General features: G+C 69.4%; 23 protein-coding genes. 15 read left to right on the top strand and 8 right to left on the bottom strand.

Annotated elements, in window-relative coordinates; translation table 11 throughout:
- Nucleotides 1-22: 22 nt before the first annotated feature.
- The 6 genes from Q9R17_RS01825 to Q9R17_RS01800 all read left to right on the top strand — a co-directional run bounded on the left by Q9R17_RS01825 (nt 23) and on the right by Q9R17_RS01800 (nt 7,578).
- Nucleotides 23-1,504: an NAD(P)H-hydrate dehydratase gene (locus Q9R17_RS01825; RefSeq protein WP_308156765.1), complete on the top strand. Its 1,482-nt coding sequence runs from the start codon at nt 23-25 to the stop codon at nt 1,502-1,504.
- Between the two features lie 2 nt (nt 1,505-1,506).
- The gene (gene tsaE / locus Q9R17_RS01820) at nt 1,507-1,989 is read left to right on the top strand and encodes a tRNA (adenosine(37)-N6)-threonylcarbamoyltransferase complex ATPase subunit type 1 TsaE (protein WP_308156764.1); all 483 of its coding nucleotides are present in this window, start codon (nt 1,507-1,509) and stop codon (nt 1,987-1,989) included.
- Between the two features lie 82 nt (nt 1,990-2,071).
- On the top strand, nt 2,072-3,607 hold the full coding sequence (locus Q9R17_RS01815; RefSeq protein ID WP_308156763.1) for an N-acetylmuramoyl-L-alanine amidase: 1,536 nt from the start codon (nt 2,072-2,074) through the stop codon (nt 3,605-3,607).
- A 163-nt stretch (nt 3,608-3,770) separates the two neighbouring features.
- Complete coding sequence (gene mutL, locus Q9R17_RS01810; RefSeq protein ID WP_308156762.1) at nt 3,771-5,666, top strand: DNA mismatch repair endonuclease MutL; 1,896 nt, start codon at nt 3,771-3,773, stop codon at nt 5,664-5,666.
- 26 nt (nt 5,667-5,692) lie between these two features.
- The gene (locus Q9R17_RS01805; RefSeq protein WP_308156761.1) at nt 5,693-6,625 is read left to right on the top strand and encodes a DUF1684 domain-containing protein; all 933 of its coding nucleotides are present in this window, start codon (nt 5,693-5,695) and stop codon (nt 6,623-6,625) included.
- A gap of 2 nt (nt 6,626-6,627) precedes the next feature.
- Nucleotides 6,628-7,578, top strand: coding sequence for a TraB/GumN family protein (locus tag Q9R17_RS01800; RefSeq protein WP_308156760.1), 951 nt, complete (start codon nt 6,628-6,630; stop codon nt 7,576-7,578).
- Between the two features lie 105 nt (nt 7,579-7,683).
- Here Q9R17_RS01800 and phaR read toward each other — a convergent pair whose 3' ends face one another.
- The 3 genes from phaR to gluQRS all read right to left on the bottom strand — a co-directional run bounded on the left by phaR (nt 7,684) and on the right by gluQRS (nt 10,080).
- On the bottom strand, nt 7,684-8,220 hold the full coding sequence (gene phaR / locus Q9R17_RS01795; RefSeq protein ID WP_308156759.1) for a polyhydroxyalkanoate synthesis repressor PhaR: 537 nt from the start codon (nt 8,218-8,220) through the stop codon (nt 7,684-7,686).
- A gap of 182 nt (nt 8,221-8,402) precedes the next feature.
- Nucleotides 8,403-9,143 carry an acetoacetyl-CoA reductase gene (phbB, locus tag Q9R17_RS01790; RefSeq protein WP_308156758.1) on the bottom strand — a complete coding sequence of 247 codons (741 nt, stop codon included), beginning with the start codon at nt 9,141-9,143 and terminating at the stop codon, nt 8,403-8,405.
- Nucleotides 9,144-9,159: 16 nt separating this feature from the next.
- Nucleotides 9,160-10,080 (bottom strand): tRNA glutamyl-Q(34) synthetase GluQRS, encoded by a 921-nt coding sequence (gene gluQRS / locus Q9R17_RS01785; RefSeq protein ID WP_308156757.1) that lies wholly within the window; start codon nt 10,078-10,080, stop codon nt 9,160-9,162.
- 93 nt (nt 10,081-10,173) lie between these two features.
- Between gluQRS and htpX the strand changes: the two genes are divergently transcribed.
- Nucleotides 10,174-11,040: a protease HtpX gene (htpX, locus tag Q9R17_RS01780; protein ID WP_308156756.1), complete on the top strand. Its 867-nt coding sequence runs from the start codon at nt 10,174-10,176 to the stop codon at nt 11,038-11,040.
- Between the two features lie 859 nt (nt 11,041-11,899).
- Here the strand turns inward: htpX and Q9R17_RS01775 are convergent.
- Nucleotides 11,900-12,727 (bottom strand): inositol monophosphatase family protein, encoded by an 828-nt coding sequence (locus Q9R17_RS01775; protein WP_308156755.1) that lies wholly within the window; start codon nt 12,725-12,727, stop codon nt 11,900-11,902.
- A 120-nt stretch (nt 12,728-12,847) separates the two neighbouring features.
- On the opposite strand from Q9R17_RS01775, the gene Q9R17_RS01770 reads away from it, so the two are divergent.
- Genes Q9R17_RS01770 through Q9R17_RS01760 form a run of 3 tightly spaced genes read left to right on the top strand, consistent with a single transcriptional unit; the run spans nt 12,848 to nt 16,732 of the window.
- On the top strand, nt 12,848-13,630 hold the full coding sequence (locus Q9R17_RS01770) for an RNA methyltransferase (protein WP_308156754.1): 783 nt from the start codon (nt 12,848-12,850) through the stop codon (nt 13,628-13,630).
- A gap of 46 nt (nt 13,631-13,676) precedes the next feature.
- Nucleotides 13,677-14,609: a phosphate/phosphite/phosphonate ABC transporter substrate-binding protein gene (locus Q9R17_RS01765; protein ID WP_308156753.1), complete on the top strand. Its 933-nt coding sequence runs from the start codon at nt 13,677-13,679 to the stop codon at nt 14,607-14,609.
- The gene (locus tag Q9R17_RS01760) at nt 14,606-16,732 is read left to right on the top strand and encodes a GGDEF domain-containing phosphodiesterase (protein WP_308156752.1); all 2,127 of its coding nucleotides are present in this window, start codon (nt 14,606-14,608) and stop codon (nt 16,730-16,732) included. Before Q9R17_RS01765 ends, Q9R17_RS01760 begins: the two co-directional genes overlap by 4 nt.
- 103 nt (nt 16,733-16,835) lie before the next feature.
- Here Q9R17_RS01760 and epmB read toward each other — a convergent pair whose 3' ends face one another.
- Nucleotides 16,836-17,876, bottom strand: a complete 1,041-nt coding sequence (gene epmB, locus Q9R17_RS01755) for an EF-P beta-lysylation protein EpmB (RefSeq protein ID WP_308156751.1) — start codon at nt 17,874-17,876, stop codon at nt 16,836-16,838.
- Nucleotides 17,877-17,972: 96 nt separating this feature from the next.
- On the opposite strand from epmB, the gene efp reads away from it, so the two are divergent.
- From efp to Q9R17_RS01730, 5 genes are all read left to right on the top strand, one after another.
- Nucleotides 17,973-18,539 (top strand): elongation factor P, encoded by a 567-nt coding sequence (gene efp / locus Q9R17_RS01750; RefSeq protein ID WP_006457340.1) that lies wholly within the window; start codon nt 17,973-17,975, stop codon nt 18,537-18,539.
- Nucleotides 18,540-18,746: 207 nt separating this feature from the next.
- Nucleotides 18,747-20,090: a TRZ/ATZ family hydrolase gene (locus Q9R17_RS01745; protein ID WP_308156750.1), complete on the top strand. Its 1,344-nt coding sequence runs from the start codon at nt 18,747-18,749 to the stop codon at nt 20,088-20,090.
- 26 nt (nt 20,091-20,116) lie between these two features.
- Complete coding sequence (gene ubiG, locus Q9R17_RS01740; protein WP_308156749.1) at nt 20,117-20,845, top strand: bifunctional 2-polyprenyl-6-hydroxyphenol methylase/3-demethylubiquinol 3-O-methyltransferase UbiG; 729 nt, start codon at nt 20,117-20,119, stop codon at nt 20,843-20,845.
- Nucleotides 20,842-21,519 (top strand): phosphoglycolate phosphatase, encoded by a 678-nt coding sequence (locus Q9R17_RS01735; RefSeq protein WP_308156748.1) that lies wholly within the window; start codon nt 20,842-20,844, stop codon nt 21,517-21,519. The genes ubiG and Q9R17_RS01735 overlap by 4 nt, the downstream gene beginning before the upstream one ends.
- A 14-nt stretch (nt 21,520-21,533) precedes the next feature.
- Nucleotides 21,534-22,253, top strand: a complete 720-nt coding sequence (locus Q9R17_RS01730; protein ID WP_308156747.1) for a phytoene/squalene synthase family protein — start codon at nt 21,534-21,536, stop codon at nt 22,251-22,253.
- A 67-nt stretch (nt 22,254-22,320) separates the two neighbouring features.
- Here the strand turns inward: Q9R17_RS01730 and Q9R17_RS01725 are convergent, their stop codons facing one another.
- The 3 genes from Q9R17_RS01725 to Q9R17_RS01715 all read right to left on the bottom strand — a co-directional run bounded on the left by Q9R17_RS01725 (nt 22,321) and on the right by Q9R17_RS01715 (nt 26,131).
- Nucleotides 22,321-23,856, bottom strand: a complete 1,536-nt coding sequence (locus tag Q9R17_RS01725; RefSeq protein WP_308156746.1) for a hypothetical protein — start codon at nt 23,854-23,856, stop codon at nt 22,321-22,323.
- Nucleotides 23,857-23,948: 92 nt separating this feature from the next.
- A complete protein-coding gene (locus tag Q9R17_RS01720; protein ID WP_308156745.1) occupies nt 23,949-24,785 on the bottom strand; it encodes a M23 family metallopeptidase in 837 nt (278 codons plus the stop codon).
- On the bottom strand, nt 24,785-26,131 hold the full coding sequence (locus Q9R17_RS01715; protein ID WP_308156744.1) for a dihydroorotase: 1,347 nt from the start codon (nt 26,129-26,131) through the stop codon (nt 24,785-24,787). Before Q9R17_RS01715 ends, Q9R17_RS01720 begins: the two co-directional genes overlap by 1 nt.

Genomic DNA, 26,131 nt, shown 5'->3' with positions numbered 1-26,131 from the left:
GGGGCCAGTATAAAATCCCTGCATGCTCGATCTTTCCCTCCTGTTCGATTCGGCGGCCGCGCGCACCCTCGATGCACGCGCGTCCGCGCTGCTGGGCGAGGATGGGTGGGACCTGATGGCCCAGGCCGGGCTGGCGGCCTGGCAGTGCCTGCAGCAGCAATGGCCCGACGCCCGCCGGTTGTGCATCGTCGCCGGCGCCGGCAACAACGGTGGCGACGGCTACGTGCTGGCCACCCACGCGGTACGGGCCGGGCGCGCCGTACAGGTGGTGACGGTGCCGGGCAAGCCACCGGCGACCGGGCTGGCACAGCGCGCGGCCCGTGAGTACCAGGCGGCAGGTGGCAGCACCGTAGCGTTCGATGGCCAGTGCCTGCCCGATGCGGACCTGGTGGTCGATGCGTTGTTCGGGCTGGGCCTGAGCCGGGCGCCGGACGAGGCTGGCCAGGCGCTGGTCGCGGCGATCAATGCCGCGCAGGTGCCGGTGCTGGCCCTGGACGTCCCCAGCGGCGTGGACGCCGACCGTGGCAGCGTGCCGGGCGTGGCCGTGCGCGCGACGGTCACGTTGCAGTTCATCGCCAACCACCGCGGGCTGTTCACCGGTGATGCGCTGGAGTACGCCGGGCAGCGCAGGCTGGCCCCGCTGGAACTGCCGGACGCGGCCTGGCAGGGCATATCGCCCCGGGCACAGCGTTGGGGCGGTGAGCGCCTGCGCGCGCTGCTGCCGCCACGGCGCGCCAATACCCACAAGGGGGAATCCGGCCACGTGCTCTGCCTGGGGGGCAACCACGGCAGCGGCGGGGCCATCGCGTTGGCGGGCGAAGCCGCGCTGCGCGCTGGTGCCGGGCTGCTCAGCATCGGCACGCGGCAGGCCCACGTCGGGCCGCTGCTGGCCCGGCTGCCGGAGGCGATGGCCCATGCGCTGGAAGACGGCGATGCGCTGGCACCCTTGCTGGCGCGGGCGAAGGTCGTCGCGGTGGGCCCAGGCCTGGGCCAGGACGCATGGGCCCAGGCGCTGTGGGCCCGGCTGCACGGTGGTGGCCGGCCGCTGGTGGTCGATGCCGATGCGCTGAACCTGCTGGCCGCCGATCCGCATGCCATGCCCGATGCCGTGCTGACCCCGCACCCGGGCGAAGCGGCACGCCTGCTGGCTACCACGACGTCGGCCGTCCAGGCCGATCGCTACGGCAGTGCACAGGCACTGGCCGACCGCTACCACGCGGTGGTGGTGCTCAAGGGCGCCGGCAGCATCGTCGCAGCGCCAGGGCAATGCCCACGGCTGATTGCCGCCGGCAACCCGGGCATGGCCGTGGGCGGCATGGGCGACCTGCTGACCGGCATCATCGCCAGCCTGCGCGCACAGGGCCTGTCAGCCTTCGATGCCGCTGCCGCCGGCGCGCTGCTGCACGCGATGGCCGGCGACGTGGCGGCTGCCGACGGCGCACGTGGCCTGCTTCCCACCGACCTGCTGGCGCCCCTGCGGCGGCTGGCCAACCCGGACCGCTGAACATGACCGACTTCTTCCTTGCCGATGCCGACCAGACCGGCGTGCTCGGCCAATGGCTGGCCCAGACGCGCCCGGCGCAGGCGCTGGTGGAACTGCGTGGCGACCTGGGCGCCGGTAAATCCACGACCGCACGCGCCCTGCTGCGAGCGCTGGGGGTGCAGGGGCCGATCCGCAGCCCGACCTACACGCTGGTCGAGCGCTACCCGCTGGCCAGTGGTGGCGAGGCCTGGCACCTGGACCTGTACCGCATCGGCCAGGCCGGCGAGCTGGATTTCCTGGGCCTTGACGAGGGCAGTGCCGTGTTGTGGCTGGTGGAGTGGCCCGAGCGGGGCGCCGGTGCCCTGCCGCCGACCGATCTGGTGGTTGCGCTGTCCATCGAGGGACAGGGGCGCCGCGCGCGTCTCACCGCCAGCAGCGATGCGGGTCGCGAATGGCTCGCCCGGCTCCCGGAAGGGGGCGACTTGCAGGCCATTTCTGCCGGCTGACGAGAACAAACGGCGGCAGGTTACGGATTATTAAGGGAAAAGGTGTTGCATTTCGTTCAGCGCGGTGATTGAATCCTGAGCCATGCGCCCGGGGAACCGTCTCTTCGCCATCTGTGCCACCGTCGGACTGTGTCTGGCGAGCGCGGCTGCGTGGGCCGGTGAAGTACGCCAGGTGCTGCTGAATACGGGCCCCACGGGCACGCGCGCGGAAATCGCGCTGGAGGGCAGCGGTGGCTACAAGACCCTGACCCTGTCCGGCCCGAACCGGCTGGTGGTCGATTTCCCCGATTCGGAAGCCGTGCACGGCATCAAGCTGCCGGCCGCGCAGGGGGTGGTGACTGCCGTGCGGACCGGGCAGCCGGTACCGGGCACGTTCCGTGTGGTGTTCGACCTGGCCGAGTCGGTCGCGCCGTTCCGCCCGCAGATGCTGCGCGAAGGCAACCAGTCACGGCTGGTCATCGAATGGCCGGGCGATGCGCCGGCCAGCACGGCCAGCCGTCCTGCCACGCCGCCGCCCGCCGCGACGGCCGCACCGTCCCCTGCAGCCACCAGTGCCCAGGCCCGCAACGATGCGGCACGGGCGACCGCCCTGCTGACCGCGCAGGTGCAGCAGCAGGCCAGTACCAGTGCCGCAACGCCGGCCAACCCGGCCCCGGTGCCGGCCACGGCGGCCGCCAATGTCGCCGCCGCCGGTACGACGGCGGCCAGTGGCAGTGTTTCGCCTTCACCGGCGGCCATCCTGGCCGGGCAGGGCGGGGACGCGGCATCGCCGGCCCCAGCCCCCGTGGCCGTGGCACCGGCGCCGCCGCGCCCGACCCTGCCCAGCGACGCCTCGCGCGTGCGCATGCAGCCGGGCATGCGCCACCTGGTGGTGGCCATCGACCCTGGCCACGGCGGGCAGGACCCAGGTGCGATCGGCCCGACCGGCAAGCGCGAAAAGGACGTCACCCTGGCGGTGGCGCGTGAACTGGCCCGGCAGGTCAACGCCACGCCGGGCCTGAAGGCCTACCTGACCCGCGACAGCGATGTGTTCATCCCGCTGCCGATGCGTGCGCAGAAGGCGCGTGCGGCCAAGGCCGACATCTTCATTTCCATCCATGCCGATGCCGCCGAGAACCGTTCGGCCACGGGGTCGTCGGTGTACGTGCTCTCGACCAAGGGCGCCTCTTCGCAGCGCGCGCGCTGGCTGGCGGACAAGGAAAACGCGGCCGATCTGGTCGGTGGCGTACGCCTGCAGCAGACCGAGGGCACCCTGGCCAATGTGCTGCTGGACCTGGCCCAGAGTGGCTACATGAAGGCCTCCGAGGATGCGGCCGGGCATGTGCTGGGCGGCCTCAAGCGCATCGGCAACAACCACAAGCCGAACATCGAGCGCGCCAACTTCGCGGTGCTGCGCACGTCGGACATGCCGGCCATGCTGGTGGAGACCGCCTTCATCTCCAACCCGGACGAAGAGCGCCGCCTGATCGACCCGGCCTACCAGCGACGTATTGCCGGGGCCGTGCTCGATGGGGTCAATACGTTCTTCACCCGCCAGCCGCCGCCGGGCACGTTGTATGCCGCGCGCGCGCAGGCCGAAATGGACGCGGCCAGCACCGTCGCCGGCGGCAGTAAGTAACCCGGTGATGGCCGGGTCCCGGCGGCACCGTGGCCGCGACGGGGTTCCTGGCACCTGTTTCCGGCGCGGCTCCGCCTGACCTCCGCTATCATCGGGGCATGACGTCCGTTCCCCGTAGTGCACCCTGTTCGCGCCTGCCTGTGGCCACCGGTCGGGGGTGCGCATGAGCGCCCCGATCCGTCCCTTGCCGGAAATCCTGATCAACCAGATCGCTGCCGGCGAAGTGGTCGAACGGCCTGCTTCGGTGGTCAAGGAACTGGTTGAAAATGCCATCGATGCCGGCGCCACGCGCGTGGACATCGACCTGGAAGAAGGCGGGGTGCGCCTGATCCGCATCCGGGACAATGGCAGCGGCATCGCGCCGGAACAGCTGCCGCTGGCCGTGTCGCGCCACGCCACCAGCAAGATCGCCAACCTGGATGATCTGGAATCGGTGGCTACGCTTGGCTTCCGCGGCGAGGCGCTGCCGTCGATCGCCTCGGTCAGCCGCTTCACCCTGGCCTCGCGCCGGGCCAGCGATGAGCACGGCTCGGCGCTGCAGATCGAAGGCGGCAAGGTGGGTGAGGTGACCCCGCGCGCGCATGCGCCGGGCACCACGGTGGAAGTACGCGAGCTGTTCTACAACGTGCCGGCGCGGCGCAAGTTCCTGCGCGCCGAGCGTACCGAACTGGGCCACATCGAAGAGTGGCTGCGCTCGCTGGCCCTGGCACGCCCGGACGTGGAACTGCGTGTTTCGCACAACGGCAAGGCATCGCGCCGCTACAAGCCCGGCGACCTGTATTCTGACGTGCGCCTGAGCGAGACGCTGGGCGAGGATTTCGCCAGCCAGGCCGTGCGCGTGGACCACAGCGGTGCCGGCCTGCGCCTGCATGGCTGGATCGCGCAGCCGCATTATTCGCGGGCCAGTGCCGACCAGCAGTACCTGTATGTCAACGGCCGTTCGGTACGTGACCGCAGCGTCGCCCATGGCGTGAAGATGGCCTACGGCGATGTGCTCTACCACGGTCGTCAGCCGGCCTATGTGCTGTTCCTGGAACTGGACCCGACCCGGGTGGACGTCAACGTGCACCCGGCCAAGCATGAAGTGCGTTTCCGCGACGGTCGCCTGGTCCATGATTTCGTCTACCGCACGCTGAAGGATGCGCTGGCCGATACCCGTGCCGGCGTGTCTGCGCAGGAGATCGGCGCGGGCGCCCTGCCACCGGTCGAGGGAGCGGGGCCGTCCACGGCCGGTGCTTCCGGGTTCGGCCTGGCCCGTGGGGCTGGTGCCGGTCTGTCCAGTGGCGGCGGGAGCGGCGGTGGCGGCAGTGGTTTCAGTGGCTGGCGCCCGCAGCAGCCGCTGGGGCTGCAGGTGGCCGATGCCCCGGCCGCCTATGCCGCCCTGTACGGGGCGCCCGGCACTGCCGAGCGCAGCGCCGCGTTGCCGCCCATGCCGATGGAGAACGGCCTGCCGGTCACGCGCGCCGATGCCGGCGTGCCGCCACTGGGCTATGCGATCGCGCAGCTGCACGGCATCTACATCCTGGCCGAGAACGCCGAGGGCCTGATCGTGGTGGACATGCATGCCGCCCACGAGCGCATCGGCTACGAGCGCCTGAAGAACGCGCACGATGGCATCGGCCTGCATGCGCAGCCGCTGCTGGTACCGATCACCCTGGCGGTGGGCGAGCGCGAGGCCGACACCGCCGAACAGGAAGCCGACACGCTGGCGGCACTGGGCTTTGAGATCACCCGTTCCGGCCCGGGCTCGCTGCACGTGCGCAGCATTCCGGCGCTGCTGGCCAATGCCGAACCGGAAGCCCTGCTGCGCGATGTGCTGGGCGACCTGCGCGAGCATGGGCAGAGCCGCCGCGTGGCGACGGCCCGTGATGAGCTGCTGTCGACGATGGCCTGCCATGGCGCGGTGCGCGCGAACCGGCGCCTGACCGTGCCGGAAATGAACGCGCTGCTGCGCGACATGGAAATCACCGAGCGGTCGGGCCAGTGCAACCACGGCCGGCCGACCTGGGCCCGTTTTTCGCTGGCGGAAATCGACCGCTGGTTCCTGCGCGGTCGTTGAGCGCATTCGCGTTGAGGACATCATCGATGGGCAAGTGGGGAATGCGTGGCCTGCTGGCCGGGCTGGTCACCGTGGCGGGCTGCAGCCCGCCGCCGGCGCCGCCTGCCACTGCGGCGGTGGACCCGGGGTTCGAGGCCGCGCAGCAGCAGTGGCGCGTGCAGCGTTACCAGGCGCTGACCGCCACCGACGGCTGGACGGCGCTGGTGGGGCTGCACTGGCTGGACCTGCAGGCGCATTTCATCGGCAGCGGGCCCGGCAGTGGCGTGCGCCTGGCCGTCGGCCCGGAACGCCTGGGCATGCTCAGCCGTGAGCAGGGCCAGTGGTGGCTGACGCCGGAAGCCGGCGTGCAGGTCACCCTGGGGGACACGCCGGTCAAGGGGCGTGTGCGCCTGCAGACCGACAAGGACCCGCAGCCCACGCTGCTGGGCTTTGATGGCGGCAAGGGCCAGCTGAGCATCATCCGCCGCGGCAACCGCGATGCGCTGCGGGTGAAGCATGCCGATGCGCCTTCACGGCGCGATTTCGCTGGGCTGACGTACTGGCCGGGTGGCCCGCAGTGGCAGGTACGCGCGCGCTTCGTGCCGCATCCTGCCGGCACCACCTTGCCGATCGTGGACATCACCGGGCTGACCACGCCGATGCCCAATGCCGGCGCCGTGGAGTTCGACCACGATGGCCGCCATTGGAAGCTCGAGGCGATCGGGGAGCCGGGGCGCCCGCTGTTCCTGATCTTCGCCGACCGCACCAGTGGCCATGGCAGCTACCCGGCCGGCCGCTACCTGGATACCGACGCCCCCGGTGCCGATGGTTTCGTCACCGTTGATTTCAATCACGCCTACAACCCGCCCTGCGCGTTCACCGCGTTTGCCACCTGCCCGCTGGCGCCGCCGGAAAACCGGCTGGACCTGCGCGTGGAAGCGGGCGAGAAGGCCTACCACCTGCCCGAAGGAGAGGGCTGACCATGACGATCAAGATGCTGGCGCGCAGCGCCCTGTTGCTGGCCGCCTGTGCGCTGGCCCCGTTGGCGGCCACTGCCCGCAATGCGCCTGCCGCCGCACCTGCCAGTGCCGCGCCACCGGTGCCGCTGCTGTGGAAAGTCACCGGCCTGGGCGATTCAAAGGTCTATCTGCTGGGTTCCTTCCATCTGCTGACGCCCAAGGACTACCCGTTGTCGGCCGATGCCGAGCAGGCGTTCGACGCGGCCAAGCGGCTGGTGTTCGAACTGTCGCCGGAAGACATGCAGTCGCCGCAGCTGGCCAGCCGCATGGTGCAGGCCGCGATCCGCACCGATGGCAGTGAACTCAAGCGTGACCTGGATGCCCCGACCTGGCAGAAGCTGCAGGCCTATGCGGCGGCGAACAGGTTGCCGCTGGAGCAGATGCAGGGCATGCAGGCCTGGTTCGTCGGCCTGAGCATTTCGGTATCGCAGATGCAGAAAATGGGTCTGGACCCGGCGCTAGGCCTGGACCGCCATTTCATGGATGCCGCCGCCAAGGCCGGCAAGGCGGCCAGCGGGCTGGAAGACATCGACACCCAGATCGGCACGCTGGCCGGGATGGGGCCGAACGAGCAGCGGCAGATGGTGGCCGAAGCGCTGGACCAGGCCGACAAGGGCGATGAACAGTCGCGCGCCCTGCATGAGGCCTGGCGCCGTGGCGATGACCGCTACCTGTGGAACACCATGGCCGTGCAGATGAAGCAGCAGTACCCACAGCTGTACCAGCGCATCAACACCGGCCGCAACGATGCATGGCTGCCCAAGCTGGTGCCATACCTGCAGGCCGGGCAGGGCACGACGCTGGTGGTGGTGGGCAGCCTGCACCTGCTGGGCAGCGATGGCGTGGTCGAGAAGCTGCGCGCGAAGGGCTACAAGGTCGAGCGCGTGTGCACGGGGTGCAAGCCGAAACGCTGAACATGCGCGAGGCAAGGTGCGGTGGTGGACACCGCAGCCCGGGCCCGGATGCAGAAACGGCGCGCCAGGGGCGCGCCGTTTTCGTTGGGGCGATCGTACCGGGGCTCAGCGGCGGGTCTTGCCGCCGGTACCGGACGGCTCGTTCGGCTTGCCGGTGGTGCCACCGGTGCCGGTGCCCGTACCGGTGCCGCCACGCGGGCCGCCCCAGCCGGCGCCCATGCTGCGCTGGAATTCCTGCCACAGCTCCAGGTTGCGCTCGGTCAGCTGGTTCATCATCGCCCACGGGGTCTGGCCCAGCAGGTTGCCCATCTGCTGGCGGAACTGCTGCTGCTGGTCCAGGAAGACCTGCATGCTGCGCTCCAGGTAGTTGCCCATGAAGCCCTGCAGGGAATCGCCATAGAAGCGGATCAGCTGGCTCAGCAGCTGGGTGGACAGCATCGGCTCACCGTCCTGTTCCTGGTCGGCAATGATCTGCAGCAGGACCGAACGGGTCAGGTCGTCGCCGCTCTTGGCGTCGCGGACTTCGAAGTCCTCGCCGTCCAGGATCAGCTGGCGCACGTCCTCGATGGTGATGTAGCTGGAAATTTCGGTGTCGTAGAGACGGCGGTTCGGATACTTCTTGATGATGCGGGTCGCAGCCATGAAGCGGTCACTCGTCACAGTAGACGCGCAGCATGGCGCAGTGCAGCAGCCGTTGCAACCGCCCCAGCCCCCGCCAGGCTTGGCTTTCACGTCCAATCATGTTGCGCAGCAAGGGGTTGCGTGCTGCGCAGCATGACCAACGGCAGGGGCAGCCCCGCAGGGCGCCCGCGCCGCGGGCGGCCTTACCAGCCCATGTGGTGGCCGCCGTTGATGTCCAGGTTGCTGCCGGTGATCCAGGCGGCTTCGTCGGCCACCAGGAACGATACGCCGTAGGCGATTTCCTCCGGCTTGCCGAGGCGGCCGGTGGGAATGTCGGCGATGATCTTGGCGCGTACTTCCTCCGGTACCGCCATCACCATGTCGGTGGCCACGTAGCCGGGGGAAATGGTGTTGACGGTGATGCCGAAGCCCGCGTTCTCACGTGCCAGGGAGATCGTGAACCCGTGCATGCCGGCCTTGGCCGCGGCGTAGTTGGCCTGGCCGTACTGGCCCTTCAGGCCATTGATCGAGCTGATCTGGATGACCCGGCCCCAGCCGCGGCGGCGCATGCCCTCGATGACCGGGCGGGTGACGTTGAACACCGAATTGAGGTTGGTGTTGATGACATCGTGCCACTGGTCCACGCGCATGCGGTGGAAGGTGGTGTCGCGGGTGATGCCGGCGTTGTTGACCAGGATCTCCACCGGGCCCAGCTCGGCCTCCACGGCGCGCACCAGGGCGTCGGCGCTGGCCGGTTCGGCGACATCGCCGGGGAAGATGGCGATGGTGTAGCCGCGTTCGGCCATCGCCTGCTGCCAGGCGCGGGCCTTGGCCTCGTCGCGGTAGTTGGTGGCGACCCGGTGGCCCTGCTCGGCCAGGCGCTGGCAGATGGCAGTGCCGATGCCGCCGGTACCGCCGGTGACCAGTGCGACGCGAGATGTCATGGGATGTTTCCGGGGATCAGGTGGGGGAAAGGGGATTCTGCAACATCGGCGCGGAAAGTGCGCCCGGCGGCAACAGGATGTCCTGGCGCGGCAGCCGGGTGGGGTTGAAGGCCTGGCAGGCAGTGTCCAGCAGCGCGGGCAGCGTCGTGGCCGCGTCCAGTGCGGCAGGCTGCTGGCCCAGCAGCGCCCACAGCGCGCGCAGTACCGGCAGCGGGTGGGTGGCATCCACCGGCAACGCCGCCAGTGACTTGGACAGTTTGTGGCCGGGCGCATCGAGCAGCAGCGGCAGGTGCCAGTAGCGGGGGATCGCCAGGCCCAGGGCCTGTTGCAGCAGGATCTGCCGTGCGGTGGAGTCGAGCAGATCGGCACCGCGCACCACTTCGGTCACGCCCTGTGCGGCATCATCGACCACCACCGCCAGCTGGTAGGCCCAGCAGCCATCGGCACGGCGCAGCACGAAGTCGCCGACCTCGGCATGTACATCCTGCTGTTGCGGGCCACGCAGGCCGTCGTCGAAGTGCACGCGGCTGTCCGGCGGCACGCGGAAGCGGACGGCGGGGTCCGGTCGCGGTTGCCGTGCCACACAGCGATGATGGATGCCGCCGCTGGCCGCCAGTTCGCTGCGGCTGCAATGGCAGACGAAGGCCTGGCCACCGGCCAGCAGCACGTCCAGCGCAGCCTGGTAGGCGTCGCCACGTTCGCTCTGCCACAGGACCGGGCCATCGGCGGCCAGGCCGAATGCGGCCAGTGCCTGCAGCTGGGCCTGCGCGGCACCGGGCACGGTGCGCGGCGGGTCGACGTCTTCGATGCGCAGCCGCCACAGGCCGCCGTGATGGCGGGCGAGCAGCCAGCTGCCGAAGGCGGCAAGCAGGGATCCGGGATGCAGCAGGCCGGTCGGCGAGGGCGCGAAGCGGCCGCAGGGAATGGGGGAGGTCATGCTGGCTGAATCGTCGGTCAGGTTGGCGCTTGAATTCAAGCTGACCGCACCGCAAATTGGTCGATATCGACCCTTTTAGAGCCGGATTCTTCCATGTTCACCCGTATAGCCCTGTTCCTGGCCACCAACCTTGCGGTGCTGATCCTCGCCGGCATCGTGATGTCCATCCTGGGCGTGGACTCCCGTTCGATGAGCGGCCTGCTGGTCATGGCCGGCATCTTTGGTTTCGGTGGTTCCTTCATCTCGCTTCTGCTGTCCAAGTGGATGGCCAAGCGCTCCACCGGTGCGGTGGTGATCACCGAGCCGCGCAACCCGACCGAGCGCTGGCTGCTGGCCACCGTTGAGCGCCAGGCCAAGGCCGCCGGTATCGGCATGCCGGAAGTGGCGGTGTATGAAGGCCCGGAGATCAATGCCTTCGCTACCGGCGCCAACCGCAACAACGCGCTGGTGGCGGTGTCCACCGGCCTGCTGCACAACATGAGCGAGGACGAGGCCGAAGCGGTGCTGGGTCACGAGATCGCCCACGTCGCCAACGGTGACATGATCACCATGGCGCTGCTGCAGGGTGTGCTGAACACCTTCGTGATCGTGTTGGCCCGCGTGGTCGGCGGCATCATCGACAGCGCGCTGTCGGGCAACCGCGAAGGTGGTGGCCGCGGCTTCGCCTACTTCATCATCGTGTTCGTGCTGGAGATGGTATTCGGCCTGTTCGCCACCATGATCTCGATGTGGTTCTCGCGCCACCGCGAGTTCCGCGCCGACGCTGGCGGTGCCTCGCTGGCCGGCCGTCAGAAGATGATCGCCGCGCTGCAGCGCCTGCAGCTCAACCACGGCCAGAGCACCCTGCCGACCCAGATCGCGGCCTTCGGTATTGCCGGTTCGACCGCGCGCAAGCTGTTCATGAGCCACCCGCCGCTGGAAGAGCGCATCGCCGCGCTGCAGGCCTCGACCGTGGCGTAAGCCCTGCTACTCCGTGGCAACGGAAGCGCCCGGCCCTGTGCCGGGCGTTTTTCGTTGGGCGCAGGTAGTGTCGGGCCATGCCCGGAGGGGCGTTGCCGTGACCGCGGGGGGGGTGTCACTTTTCTTTGCGCGCGCAAAGAAAAGTAACCAAAAGAAACGCGCCGCCGTCCGCGAGCCGGTGCTGCGCACCGGTGCCCTGCGCTTCTCGGTGAATCAGGGGACGGCGCCGAACTCGCTGCGCTCAGACACCGGCGCCTCTGCGCCCCTGATTCCCCTGCGATGCTCGGCTCGCTCCAAGGCGGATCCAGATCAAAGGCCACAGCCGCACCCGGTAGATCCACGCCATGCGTGGATGCCGTTGCCGTTGATCTTGGTCTTCCAGTCCGCCTTGGAGCGAGCCGAGCACCGCAGGTCCGGCGAGGGCGAAGAGGTGCGGGTGTCTGAGCGCAGCGAGTTCCGCACCGTCCCTCGGCGGACCGAGGAGCACAGGGCACCGGCGTGCGCAGCACGGCGGCTCGCGGCCCGGCGGCGTGTTTCTTTGGTTACTTTCTTTGCACGCGCAAAGAAAGTGACACCCCCCCCGCGGTCACGGCAACGACCCGCCGGGCATGGCCCGGCGCTACCGGCGCGTCGGCGCACGTGACACCTCCCCGCGGTCGCGGCAACGACCCGCCAGGCATGGCCCGGCGCTACCGGCGTGTCGGCGCACGTGACACCTCCCGCGGTCACGGCAACGACCCGCCGGGCATGGCCCGGCGCTACCGGCATGTCGGCGCCCGTGGCGTCGCCGTGCGGAGCCCACAAACAAAAACGGCACCCTCGCAGGTGCCGTCTTGCTGAACCGCGTGTACGCGGAAAATCAGAACTTCGCGTCGAACTCGGCCGCGTAACCGGTGTTCACCAGCACCTTCTGCAGCGACTCGGCCACCTTCAGGTTGCCGGCCACGACCTGCTGGGTCTCCGGGCCACGGTTGTCCATGCGGGCCAGGGTCGCGCCCTTGAAGTCGCAGACCTTGCCACCGGCCTCACGCACCAGCAGCACACCGGCGGCGATGTCCCATGCCTTCACGCCGGCCTCGAAGTAGGCATCGGCGCGGCCGCAGGCCACGTAGGCCAGGTCCAGCGCGGCCGAACCGGTGCGGCGCACGTCCTCGGCCTGCACCAGCAGGGCGTCGACGGCCTTGAGCTGGCTGCTGGCACGGGCGCGCTCGCGCGGGGCGAAGCCGGTATGGATCATGGTGCCGGACAGGTCCTTGCGGTCGGCCACGCGGATGCGGCGGTCGTTGAACACCGCGCCGGCGCCGCGGCTGGCGGTGAACAGCTCGTTGCGCAGCGGGTCGAAGATGACCGCGTCGATCGGCTCGCCGTTCTCGACCAGGGCAATGGACACGCAGTAGTGCGGGAAGCCGCGCAGGTAGTTGCTGGTGCCGTCCAGCGGGTCGATCACCCACATGTAACGGCTCTCGCCCTGCACGCCACCTTCTTCGCCGAAGATGCCGTAATCGGGGTAGGCGCGCTTGAGTTCCTTGACGATGACCTTTTCCGCGTCCGCGTCCACTTCGCTGGCGTAGTCCATGCGCCCCTTCTGCACCACGTTCAGGGCCTCGAGCTTGTTGATGTTGCGCAACAGGACGTTGCCGGCGAGGCGGGCGGCCTTGACCATGACGGTGACGGCGGGTTTCTGCATGGCGTGGGCTCCCGTGAAGGCAGAAGGATGGAACTGGCGGGGGAAAAGAGCGGGTCCGGCGCAGGGGCCGGCTGCACAGTTTACCATTGCTCATCGTCCAGCTCGACCATTTCCCTGTTCATGTCCCAGTTTCCCGCCGTTCCCCGCATCCGATTCGTCCTGGTCGGCACCCAGCACCCCGGCAACATGGGCGCCGCCGCCCGTGCGCTGAAGACCATGGGCCTGGCCCGGCTGGTGCTGGTCGCCCCGGAAAAACCGCTGGACGAGGAGGCGTTCCGCCGCTCGGCCGGCGCCGAGGACGTGCTGGGGGGCTCGCCCGTGGTGGCGACCCTGGCCGAGGCGGTGGCCGATTGCCACCTGGTGCTGGGCTGCACCGCCCGGGCCCGCCGGGTGCAGCTGGAAGAGCTGCTGCCGGCCGTGGCTGCCCAGCGCGTGGCCGACCGCGCCGGCGAGGGCGCGGAGGTGGCGGTGGTGTTCGGGCGCGAGCGCACCGGCCTGACCAACGAGGAACTGCAGCTGTGCCACGCGGCCGTGCACATTCCGTCCGACCCGGCCTTCAGCTCGCTCAACCTGGCGGCGGCCGTGCAGGTGCTGGCCTATGAAGTGCGCATGCGCCTGCTGGGCGTGCAGCCGCAGGCCCTGGCCGCGCCGGAGGCCGACCCGGGCTTCCGCGAGCAGCCGGCCAGCCATGACCAGCTGGAGAGCTTCTTCGGCCAGCTGGGCCAGACCCTGGACGAGATCGATTTCCACAAGGGGCGCGCACCGGAGTCGGCCATGCGCAAGCTGCGCCGCCTGTTCCTGCGGGCCGAGCCGAGCGAACAGGAAGTACGCCTGCTGCGCGGCATCCTCGCCGATGCCCAGCGCATGGCCCGGCTGGCCGGTGCGCAGGGCGAGGGGGGCTGACGTACGTCTCATTTTTTCGGGTAGTCTGTCGCGATACCCAGGGGGAATGATGGTGGTGACGGGGCTGCGAAGGGCACTGCAGTGGGGACTGCTCGGCCTTGCCATGGTGCTGTCGGTGGCAACGGCGTGGGCGCAACCCAACCGTGTCCTGGTGCTGGGCCGCATCAGCGACGACCCGCAGGCGCACTACGCGCAGCTGCAGCCGTTGCTGGACTATGTGGTCGCCCGCATGCATGACGTTGGCATCCGCGAGGGGCGCATCCTGATGGCGCGTGACCCGCAGCAGATGGCCAGCTACCTGCGCCGGGGCCGGGTGGACTGGGTCACGGAAACGGCCGGTGCGGCCGTCTCGCTGGGCCAGCGCAGCGGCGCCCGCCCCCTGCTGCTGACCGAGCGCAGCGGGGTGCGTGAGTACCACACGGTGTTCTTCGTGCGGCGGGACAGCCCGGTCCAGCGCCTGGAAGACCTGCGGGGGCGCCGCCTGGCCCTGCAGAATCCTGCTTCCACCAGTGCCTACCTGGTGCCCGCCATGACCCTGCTTGACCATGGCCTGCAACCGCAGATCCTGCTTGATGCCAATGATGAGCCCGGCAGCACGGCGGTGGGCTATGTGTTCGCCCGCAGCGAATTGAACATCGCCACCTTCGTGCAGAAGGGGCTGGTCGATGCCGGGGCGGTCAGCAGCGTGGACTGGGACGACGAGCGGCGGGTGCCGGCGGCGTTCAAGCAGGACCTGCGCGTGCTGGCACGCACGGCGCCCTATCCGCGGGCGGTGGAAGTGGTACGCGCCGACCTGGATGCCAGGGTTCGCGACCGCCTGCAGGACGTGCTGCTGCAGGCGGCCAGCGACCCGCAGGCACAGGTGCCGTTGCAGCGGTTTTTTGGTACTTCCGGCTTCCACCGCGTCGATGCCCAGGCACGCCAGCGGCTGGAGGAACTCAAACTAGGACTCACGCGCGTGCGGATGGAAGTGGAATGAAGTGGCTCGGGGCAGGTATGCAGGCACGGTTCCTGCTGGCCATGGGCGGTGCCATGGTCGTGGTGGTGGCGATCCTGGCCGTGCTGCTCGGCCGCCAGGCCGCGATGCAGCAGGAGGTGCGCAGCCTCAGCGGCGGGGTGATCCACGAGCTGTTCGACCGCAGCGTGCGCAGCCGGGGGGAAGCCCTGGCGCGCGAGCTGTCCGATGCCCTGGCCAACCCGTTGTACTACAACGACCTGGAACAGGTGGGCGCGCTGGCGCGCAACACCGCCCGCCAGCAGGTGGTGCGCTATGTGCTGGTGTTCGATGCCCGCGGCCGCCTGGTGCATGACGGTTCGCTGGTGGTGGCCGGGTTCGGCAAGCCGATGAGCGACCCGCTGGCGGCCAACGCGGTGGCGGCGCGTGCATTGCTGGTGCAGCAATCGCCGAAGGTGCTGGATAACACGATGCCGATCATGATCGGCAACCAGCGCGTGGGCGGCGTACGCGTGGGCATGGCGCTGGATGATGTGCAGGCCATGGAGGAGGCCGCCAGCCAGACGCTGGATGCGCGCCTGCAGCAGGTCGGCAGCCGGCACCTGGGCTGGCTGCTGCTGATGCTGGGGTTGCTGGTGGTCATCGGCGTGGTGGTCACCCTGTACGTGCAACGCACGCTGGTGGCGCCGATCCGCGACCTGGCGGTGGCGGCACGGCAGATCGAAGCCGGTGACTACAGCGCGCCGCTGCGCGAGAGCCGCCGTGACGATGAGGTCGGTGAACTGGTGCGTGGCTTTGCCCGCATGCGCGATTCGATCGCCCGGCATGACCGTGAAGTGCGGCGCATGGCCTATACCGATGCGCTGACCGGGCTGACCAACCGCCTGGCCTTCCGCGAGGCGCTGGACCACCGGCTGATGGCGGCCCGTGCCGCCAACCGCCGGCTGGGCCTGCTGTTTGCCGATATCGATGACTTCAAGCGGGTCAACGACACCCTGGGCCATGAAGCCGGTGACGAGGCGCTGCTGCAGTTCGCCCAGCGGATCAGCGCGGCGGTGGCCGAGGCCGGGGGCGACGAGGCGTTGCTGGCCCGCTTCGGTGGCGATGAATTCGTGATCCTGGTGGGGGATGGGGATGTTGCCGCCACGGCGCGGGTGCTGGCCGAGGTGCTGGTGCGCGAGCTGGGCAAGCCGCTGGTGGTGCAGGGACGGGAACTGTTCCTGGGGTCGTCCATCGGCCTGACCCTGTTCCCCGATGATGCCGCCGATGCCACCACGCTGCTGAAGAACGGCGACATCGCCATGTACCAGGCCAAGATGGCTGGCAAGAACTGCTACCGCTACTACAGCAAGGCCATGGACCATGCGGTGGAGCGTCGCGTGCACATGGAACAGGAACTGCGCGGGGCCTGGGAGCGGGGTGAGCTGCGGCTGGCCTTCCAGCCGATCTTCCGCACCCGCGACCGGCGCCTGGTCGGGGTGGAAGTGCTGCTGCGCTGGCAGCACCCCACGCTGGGCACGATTCCACCGTCGGTGTTCATCGAAGTGGCCGAACAGAGCGGGCTGATCGAAGTGATCGGCCCCAAGGTGCTGCGCGCGGCCTGCATGGAAGCGGCGCAGTGGCCCCGGGGCGTGGCTGGCGATGAGCTGTTCGTATCGGTCAACGTATCGCCGCGCCAGCTGCGCGGTGGCGAGCTGCCGGCGCTGGTGGCGCAGTGCCTGGCCGAATCGGGCCTGCCGGCCTCGCGCCTGCACCTGGAACTGACCGAAACGGCGGTGATCGGCGATGAGATGGTCGCCGCGCAGCTGCTGGACAAGCTGCACCGCACCGGGGTGAAGGTGTGGCTGGACGACTTCGGCACGGGTTTCTCCGGGCTGAGCCACCTGCGCCAGGTGCCGGTGGACGGCGTGAAGATCGACAAGAGCTTCGTGGCCGACATGCAGCGCGACCCGGACGATCTGGCGCTGACCACGGCGATCATCGCGATGGCCCATGCGCTGGGCATCACCGTGGTGGCCGAGGGCATCGAACAGCAGGCGCAGTTCGAGCTGTTGGCCCAGCGTGGCTGCGACCTGGGCCAGGGCTACTGGCTCAGCCATCCGGTCAACGCTACCGACGTGGTACGGATGATCGAATCAGGCGCGTGACCCCGTCATTGATCCACGCATGGCGTGGATCTACCGGCAATCAACGTGATGCCCTCCCGCCGGTTAGCTCCATGCCCTGCGTGGATGGCCGTCTGGCCCGCCGTTACACCGGACGCTTGCTCGGGTCGCCGGGCAGCTCGCGTACCAGCTTGGGCACCAGGTAACCGGACAGGCGGGCGGTCAGCCCAGCGATCAGGGCCTTGGCGCGGGCATCGTCCACTTCGAAGTGGGCTACGCCCTCCACCCGGTCCAGCTGGTGCAGGTAGTAGGGCAGCACGCCGGCGGCGAAACTGCGCTCGCTCAGGGCCTGCAGCGCCTCGATGCTGTCGTTGACGCCGCGCAGCAGCACCGCCTGGTTCAGCAGCTGCGCACCGGTGCCGCGCAGGCGCGCCATCGCCGCGTCCACGCCGGTATCGAACTCGTTGGCATGGTTGGCGTGGACCACGATCGCCAGGGGCCAGGGCAGCCCGTGCAGCCAGGCCAGCAGTTCGTCGTCCACGCGCTCGGGCAGGACGATGGGCAGGCGGGTATGGAGGCGCAGCCGGCGCAGGTGCGGGATGCGGCGCAGCGCGTCGGTCAGTTCGGCCAGCTTGTGCGTGGCCAGTGACAGCGGATCGCCGCCGGACAGGATCACCTCGTCGATGTCCGGATCCGCCGCGATGGCGGCCACCGCCTCCTGCCAGCCGCCCTTGGCCGCATTTTCCGCGCCGTAGTCGAAATGGCGGCGGAAGCAGTAGCGGCAGTTGATCGCGCAGCTGCCGGTGGCGACCAGCAGCGCCCGCCCGCGGTATTTCTGGATGACCCCGGTGGCCTTCTTCGCCGCGCCGTCGCCGACTGCATCGAAGCTGAACCCGGGCACGGCCTGCATCTCGTCGTTGATCGGCAGGACCTGCCGCAGCAGCGGGTCGGCCGGGTCGCCCGCCCGCATCCGCGCCACGAAACCTTCCGGCACGCGCAGCGCGAACTGCGCCAGGGCTGCCTGCGACACCCCGAGCGTGGCCGCCTCCAGGCCCAGCCGGTCCAGCAGCACCTGCGGATCGCGGATGGCCTGCCGCCAGAGCTGTTGCCAGCGCATGGGGGCGCCTGGCGACGGGGGCCGTGGGAAGGCGGAAAGCTGCATGGAGAGGGGGCCTGCGGTTATCATGGGGGCAGAAAAACAGTCGCCCACCGGCCTTCGGTGGGCTTTCCATTCTACCGGCTCGCCGCACCCGCGGCGGTTTTGCCACTCAGGAGTTTACGCATGGCCAGCTACGGCATGAACGACGTCAAGAACGGGATGAAGATCCTGGTCAACAACCAACCGGCCGTCATCATCGACACCGAATACGTCAAGCCGGGCAAGGGCCAGGCCTTCACCCGCGTGAAGTACCGCCTGATCAAGGACGGCCGTACCCAGGAAGTGACCATGAAGTCGACCGACTCGCTGGATGCGGCCGACGTCGTCGATACCGACATGAACTTCATGTACAGCGACGGCGAGTACTGGCACTTCATGGACCCGGAATCCTTCGAGCAGGTCCAGGCCACCAAGGCCGGCATGGGCGGCGCGGAAAAGTGGCTGAAGGGTGAAGAGTCCTGCGTGGTCACCCTGTGGAACGGCGAGCCGATCTTCGTGCAGCCGCCGAACTTCGTCGAACTGAAGATCACCGAAACCGATCCGGGCGTCCGTGGTGACACCTCCGGCGGCGGCGGCAAGCCGGCCACCCTGGAAACCGGCGCGGTCGTCCGCGTGCCGCTGTTCGTCAACCAGGATGAAATCATCAAGGTCGACACCCGTTCGGGCGAATACTCCGCACGCGTCAAGTAAGGTTCCGGCCACAGGCCGACCTTGCGGTAGCGCCGGGCCATGCCCGGGTACGCGCCATCGCATTCGCGCTGGCGCTCCCATGATCTGCTCCGGCAGATCATGGGCCCCGCTTCACGAGTCTCCAGACCCCGCCGCTTCGCGGCAGCCCCTCACTCAGGGGCGTGTCCCCCAGAAGCATCTCGCCGCCCCTCCAGCCAGTGAGCCCGCATGAGCGATAGCCCGCACCTCCCCGAAGCCTGCGACCTGCTCATCGAAGCCGGTTATGTCGTTCCGATCGAGCCGCATGCGGTGGTGCTGGAAGACCATGCCGTTGCCGTGCGTGGCAGCCAGATCGTCGCCATCCTGCCGCGCGCCGAGGCCCGCGCGCGTTTCCGCGCCAGCCAGGTGGTCAGCCGTCCCGAAGCGGCGCTGATGCCGGGCCTGGTCAATGCGCACACGCACAACCCGATGACCCTGCTGCGCGGCGTCGCCGACGACCTGCCGCTGATGACGTGGCTGCAGCAGCACATCTGGCCGGTGGAAGCGGCGGTGATCGGCCCCGAGTTCGTCGCCGACGGCACCACCCTGGCCATCGCCGAGATGCTGCGCGGCGGCACCACCTGCGCCAACGAGAACTACTTCTTCGGCGACGTGCAGGCCGCGGTCTACAAGAAGCACGGTTTCCGCGCGCTGGTCGGCGCGGTCATCATCGATTTCCCCACCGCCTGGGCCAGGACCGACGACGAGTACTTCGCCAAGGCCGGTGAACTGCACGACCAGTGGCGCACCGACCCGCTGATCGGCACCGCGTTCGCGCCGCATGCGCCGTACACGGTCAACGACGCCAATTTCGAGCGCGTGCGCATGCTGTCCGACCAGCTGGACATGCAGGTGCATCTGCACACCCACGAGACCGCGCAGGAAATCAGCGATTCGATCAAGCTGCACGGCCAGCGCCCGCTGGCGCGGCTGGATCGCCTGGGCCTGGTCAACGACCGCCTGATCGCGGTGCACATGACCCAGCTGACCGACGCCGAAATCCACCTCTGCGCCGAGCGTGGCGTCAGCGTGGTGCACTGCCCGGAATCGAACCTGAAGCTGGCCTCCGGCTTCTGCCCGGCGTGCGCCCTGCAGCGTGCCGGTGTGAACCTGGCCATCGGCACCGACGGCTGTGCCAGCAACAACGACCTGGACATGTTCAGCGAGAACCGCACCGCGGCGATCCTGGCCAAGGCCGTGGCCGATGACGCGACCGCGCTGGATGCGGCCACCACGCTGCGTGCGGCCACGCTGGGCGGTGCCCGCGCGCTGGGCTTCGGCGAGCGCATCGGCTCGATCGAGGTCGGCAAGCAGGCCGACCTGGTCTGCGTGGACCTGTCCGCGCTGGAAACCCAGCCGCTGCACAACGTGCTGTCGCAGCTGGTGTACGCCACCGGCCGCCAGCAGGTGAGCGATGTCTGGATCGCCGGCCAGCCCAAGCTGGTGCGGCGTGAACTGGTGGGCATGGACCTGCCGGGCATGGTCGCCAATGCGCGCCAGTGGCGCGAGCGCATCCGTCACATCCGCGCCTGAACCCCGGCGCTGCAAGGACTCCCAACATGACTGCCCCCCACGCTTCCTCCAATTTCGACCAGGCCGAACTGGACAAATTCGCCGCGCTGGCCAACCGCTGGTGGGATGCTGACGGCCCGCAGAAGCCGCTGCATGCCCTGAACCCGGTGCGCCTGCAGTACGTGGCTGACCGCGTGCCGCTGCGCGGTGCGCGCGTGCTGGACATCGGCTGCGGCGGCGGCCTGCTCAGCGAAGCGCTGGCCCAGGCCGGTGCCGAGGTGACCGCCATCGACCTGGCTCCGGAACTGGTCAAGGTGGCGCGGCTGCACGCGCTGGAAAGTGGCGTGAAGGTGGACTACCGCGTGCAGGCGGCCGAGGACCTGGCCGCCGAGCAGCCGGGCAGCTTCGATGTGGTCACCTGCATGGAAATGCTGGAGCACGTGCCCGATCCGGCGGCGATCATCGCGGCCTGCAAACGCCTGCTCAAGCCCGGCGGGCACCTGTTCCTGTCCACGATCAACCGCACGGCCGCGGCCTTCGCGGTGGCGATCATCGGTGCCGAGTACGTGGCGCGGCTGCTGCCCAAGGGCACCCACCACTACCAGGAATTCATCAAGCCGGCCGAACTGGCGCGCTGGCTGCGCGATGCCGACGTGCAGCTGCACGACGTCAGCGGCATGGCCTACGAGCCGTGGCGCAACCGTGCGCGCCTGAGCAGCCGTACCGACATCAACTACCTGGCCCACGCCACCGTCGCCGCGCAGGCACCGGCATGACCGCTGCGCGCTTCCCGCGCGGCGTGCTGTTCGACCTGGACGGCACGCTGCTGGACAGCGCACCGGATTTCGTCGCCACCTGCGATGCGATGCTGGCGGCCCGCGGCCGCGTGCCGATCGATCCGGCGGTGCTGCGCCCGGTGGTGTCCAAGGGCTCGTGGGCAATGGTGTCGGCCGCGTTCCCGGATCTCGACGCCGCTGCCCGTGATGCGCTGATTCCCGAATTCCTGCAGCGCTATGAAGCGCTGATCGGGCAGCACGCGGTGCTGTTCGATGGCGTGGCGGGCATGCTGGACGCACTGGATGCCGCCGGCACCGTGTGGGGCATCGTCACCAACAAGCCCGAATACCTGGCGCGGCTGATCGTGCCGCAGCAGGGCTGGCAGCAGCGCTGCGCGGTGCTGGTCGGCGGCGATACGCTGGCCGAGCGCAAGCCGCACCCGCTGCCGCTGCTGCATGCCGCGCAGGCCATCGGCATCGCCGCGGCCGAGTGTGTCTATGTCGGCGACGACGAGCGCGACATCGTGGCCGCGCGCGCGGCGGGCATGCTGTCGGTGGCCGCCCTGTGGGGCTATCGCCTGGCAGAGGACGACCCGCGCAGCTGGCAGGCCAGCGTGATGATCGACAATCCCGAACCGTTGCACCTGGCCAGCACCTGGCCGATTTCGCCGTAAGCAAGGATTCCGCAGTGAGCAGTGCGTTGGACAGTTTCCTCGACAAGTGGCGGACCCGCTGGCCGGAATGGTCGGTGGCCGAACCCTTCGTGCCCGAAGCGCAGCGCCTGCGCACCGTGGCCTGGTTCGCCTTGCTGCAGGAATTCGATGACATGCTCAACACCAGCGGCGACCCGCTGCCGGCCGATGCCAAGCTGGCCTGGTGGGGCGAGGAGCTGCGCAGCTGGGCCGGGCAGCGTTCGCGCCACCCGCTGGGGCGCGTGCTGGAACCGGCCCGCGCACCGTGGGTGCAGCTGGCCGATGCGCTGCCGGACATCGTCGAGGCGCGCAGTGTGGCTGTCGATGCCGCGGCTGCCGAGCGGGCCCTGGCGGGCTTCGCCGAGGCCGTGGCGGCGGTTGAAGCGGTCCTGTTCGAAGATGCGCCCGGCAAGGGCGTGCTGCGCAAGGGGGCCGGGCGCGCGGTGCTGCTGCAGACCCTGGCCCAGCGCCTGTACGACGCCGGTGTGGCCGGTATTCCGCGTGCACTGCTGGCCGGTACCGATGTCAGTGCCGCGCCGCAGCGCTGGGCACAGCAGCTGTTGAAGGGCTGGGCGGTGCGGGTGCCGGGCCCGCGCCCGCGCCGTATCTGGTCGACCCTGGCGCGCGCACGCCTGGCGGCTCAGGCGGCGGGCAAGCCGATCGAAGCCACGCCGGTGCGCACGCTGCTGCGCGTGTGGTGGGCCGCGCGCGGCTGATCGGGGTGCCGTTGCGCTCGCCGGGCCGGGCCCGGCGCTGCCCCGGTGTCTGTCCCGCCGCAGTGGGCTAGAAGCGCCGCACCGAATCGATGAGGGCGCCCAGCGCATCCACGTCCAGCGTGGCGCGCGATGCGCCGCGCATGTCGCGGTGCCGGCTGTCGGCCGCGTCAACAATGCGGGTCCAGGCGCTGCAGATGTCCTCGCACGCCGTGGTGTCGATGAAGCCGGAGCGCTGGTCCAGCGCATTGAAGCCTTCGGTGAACGCCACGCCGGTCGCGGCCAGTGCCTTGTGCAGCGCGGCGGGCTTGCCCGCCAGCGTGGCCACGGCCTTCAGTGCATCGGTGTGCGCCTTGCGGTACAGCGCCACCGCCTTTCTGGCCTGCGTGGGCGTGATGTGTGCCGCGCCTTCCCAATCGCGGAAAGGATTGTCCAGGTTGGCCGCGCGCCATTCCGCCTTGCGTGGCTGGCGCACGGCCAGGGCCAGGCCGGCGTCGACCCGTGCCTGGAATGCCTGCCGGACCTGCGTGGCCAACGTGGCGGGGACACTGTCCAGCGACAGGCTCAGCAGCTGCGGCCACTGCGAGGCTGCCGGGAAACGTGCATCGTCCGGCGGGAACACATCGATCAGTTCCAGGTGCTCCAGTGACGCCAGTTCGCCCAGCTGCGGCAGGTTGTCCAGCGTGCAGGGCGCACCTTGTACGGTCAGGGCGCGCAGCCCCGGCAGACGTTCGGCGATCCGCGCCGCGTCCAGCTGCCGCATGCCGTGCAGGGTGATCTGCTGCAGGTCGGGCAGGCCGGACCAGTGCAGGCCCGGATCGGTGCAGAACACATCGAGCCAGCGGCCGCCATGCGCAGCGTGGATGACCAGATCCGGATGCGCGGTGCCACGCAGGATGAGCGTGTCCAGCCCGCTGTTGAGGTGGATCGCGCGCATGCCGGTGACGTCCACGCTCAGGCGCGACAGCGTGGTGCCGCGCACATCCAGCACCGCCTCCTGCGTGCCACTGATGATCAGCTGGTGGATCAGCGGGCGCGTCTTCAGCCAGTCCATCAGGCCGGGCACCGGCACGTCGATGTCCACCTCGGTGAGCACCGGCATCTGATCGAACAGCGTCAACGCGGGGGCGGCGTTCATGGCCGTACCCTGCAGCGACGATGCGCCGCGCGCCACCGAGAAACCCTTGCCCTTGAGGATGACCGTGTCGTCGTAGCGGTCGCGCGCGTTTTCCTGCTTGTAAGCGCGGGTGATGGCCGGGTCGAGGGCATTCCATGCCTGTTGCTGCTGCAGGCAGGCGCCGTCGGGCCAGTTGTCGTGGCTGCAGACCTCGCCGCGCGCCATCGGCTCGCGCCAGCCGAGGTGGGTGATGTCGCGGGGCAGGTCGTGGCCGACCCAGTGCAGTTCGCGCTGGTTGTTCCAGCCCATGAAATCCAGCACGGCTGGCTTCAGCGCGGGCAGGGCGGCGGCATCGGGCGGTGTCTGTGCCCACCAGTCCAGCAGCAGCACGGCATGGCCGTCGTCGTCGTCATGGTGGGTGAACTGGAATGCAAAGCAGCGATCGAAACGCAGATTGCGCGCGGTATAGATGTCGCCGGGCCTGGGCATTGAACGTCCTTGTCTTGAAGCCGACTTGTCTTGAAGCCGCCTTGTCTGGCAGCTGCGGGGTGGCCGGCGGCGCACCGCCACCGGCGCGTGGGTTACTTGCGTTCCAGCACCAGCAGCGGGTCGATGCGGGTATCGAACCAGTTCATGCCCCAGTGCAGGTGCGGGCCGGTGGCGCGGCCGGTGGCGCCCACCGCGGCGATCACCTGGCCCTGCTCGACCCGGTCCCCCACTTTCACATCGATGCGGGACAGGTGCAGGAAGTTGGAACTGATGCCGTAGCCGTGGTCGATCAGCAGCGTGCCGCCGGTCAGGTACAGGTCCGGGCCGGCGAAGGTGACCACGCCGGCTGCCGGTGCCTTCACCGGGGTGCCGGTGGGTACGGCGATGTCCATGCCGGAATGGCCGGCGCCGGGCTGGCCGTTGTAGACCCGGGCATTGCCGAAGCGGCCGCTGATGCGGCCCTGCACCGGCCAGATGAAGGGCTTGGCGAAATCGGTGCGGTCGTCATCGCGCGCGCGCGCGGCCGTCACTTCGGCCTGTTCGCGCTTGATCCGTTCGGCGATGGCCGGCGGCGGGTTGACGGTCTTCGGCGGCACGCCGTTGACGCGCTCCACCGGCCAGTCGCGCGGGGTGACGGTCAGGCTCACTGTTTCCCGGCTGCCATCGGGACGCTGCACCTGCAGCTGCAACGGTCCCTTCTCGTCGCGGCCGATGCCGAACACCACGCTGCCGTAGCCGCTGACCCGCAGCGTGCGGCCGGCGTAGTCCACCCGGCTGCCGGCCGGCACTTTGCCGATCACCATGGCCCCCTGCGAGGCGCTGGCCGGGAACACCACGCGGCTGTCGGCGGCCTGTGCCGCGGCCGGCAGGGCCGGCAGCAGCAGGGCAGGGGCGCCGGCCAGTGCCAGCGCAAGCAATGCCGTCCGCATCAGCGGTTGAAGGCCAGGCGCTGGCCGTTGGCCGGACCGACGATCTTCGTGCCGTCCCAGGCCAGCTGGCCGTTGATCCAGGTCGAGGCGATGCGCGAATGGAAGGTGGTGCCTTCAAACGGCGACCAGCCGCACTTGGACAGGATGTCTTCGCGCTTGACGGTGAACGGCGTGTCCTCCACCAGCACCAGGTCGGCGAAGTAGCCTTCGCGCAGGAAGCCGCGCTCGGCCACGTCGAACAGCTGGGCCGGGGCATGGGCGAACTTCTGCACCACCCGGGCGATGTCCAGCTTCTTCTCGTGCACCAGTTCCAGCGCCGCCACCAGCGCGTACTGCACCAGCGGCAGGCCGGACGGTGCCTGTGCATACGGCTTCTGCTTCTCTTCCCAGGTGTGCGGGGCATGGTCGGTGGCCAGCACGTCGATGATGTCCTCCACCAGCGCAGCGGTCAGCGCCTCGCGGTCGGCGACATCCTTGATGGCCGGGTTGCACTTGATCAGGTTGCCCAGCCGCGCATAGTCGGTGCGGTCGAAGCGCAGGAAGTGGATGCAGGTCTCGGCGGTGATCTGCTTGCGGGTGCCGTCGGCGCGGATCAGCGGGCCGCGCTCGAACAGGGCAAGCTCATCGGCGGTGGAAATGTGCAGCACGTGCAGGCGGGTGCCGTGCTTCTTCGCCAGCGACGTGGCCAGCAGCGAGGATTTCAGGCAGGCCTCGCGCGAACGGATATCCGGGTGCTGCTCGGCACTGAGGGTGTCACCGTACTGGGCCTGGTACTGCTTCATCAGCGCATCGATCATCGGCGTGTCTTCGCAGTGCGTGATGATCGGCGTAGGTGCGTCGCGGAAGATCGCGTCCAGGGTGTCCGGGTTGTCCACCAGCATGTTGCCGGTGGAGGCGCCCATGAACACCTTGATGCCCGGTGCGGTCTTGGGGTCCAGGCGCTGGATGTGCTCCAGGTTGTCGTTGCTGGCGCCCATGTAGAAGCCATAGTTGGCGCGCGCGCGGCCGGCGGCGGCATCGTACTTGGCCTGCAGCGCTTCAGCGTTGAGCGTGGGCGGGTTGGTGTTGGGCATGTCCATGAAGGTGGTCAGGCCACCGGCCACGGCGGCGGCCGACTCGGTGGCGATGTCGCCCTTGTGGGTCAGGCCCGGTTCGCGGAAGTGCACCTGGTCGTCGATCATGCCGGGCAGCAGCCAGCGGCCGGCGGCGTCCACCACCTGTTCACCCGGAAGCGCGGCCAGGCCGCTGTCGATGCGCGCGATGCGTCCATTCTCGATGCGCAGGTCGGCGTCGAAGACCCGGCCTTCATTGACCAGGCGGGCGTTGGTGATGAGCGTGGAGGACAT

The sequence above is a fragment of the Stenotrophomonas sp. 24(2023) genome (assembly GCF_030913365.1).
Taxonomy (GTDB): domain Bacteria; phylum Pseudomonadota; class Gammaproteobacteria; order Xanthomonadales; family Xanthomonadaceae; genus Stenotrophomonas.
Note: the sequence above shows the minus strand (reverse complement) of the source record. Positions and strands in the feature narration are given on the sequence as shown.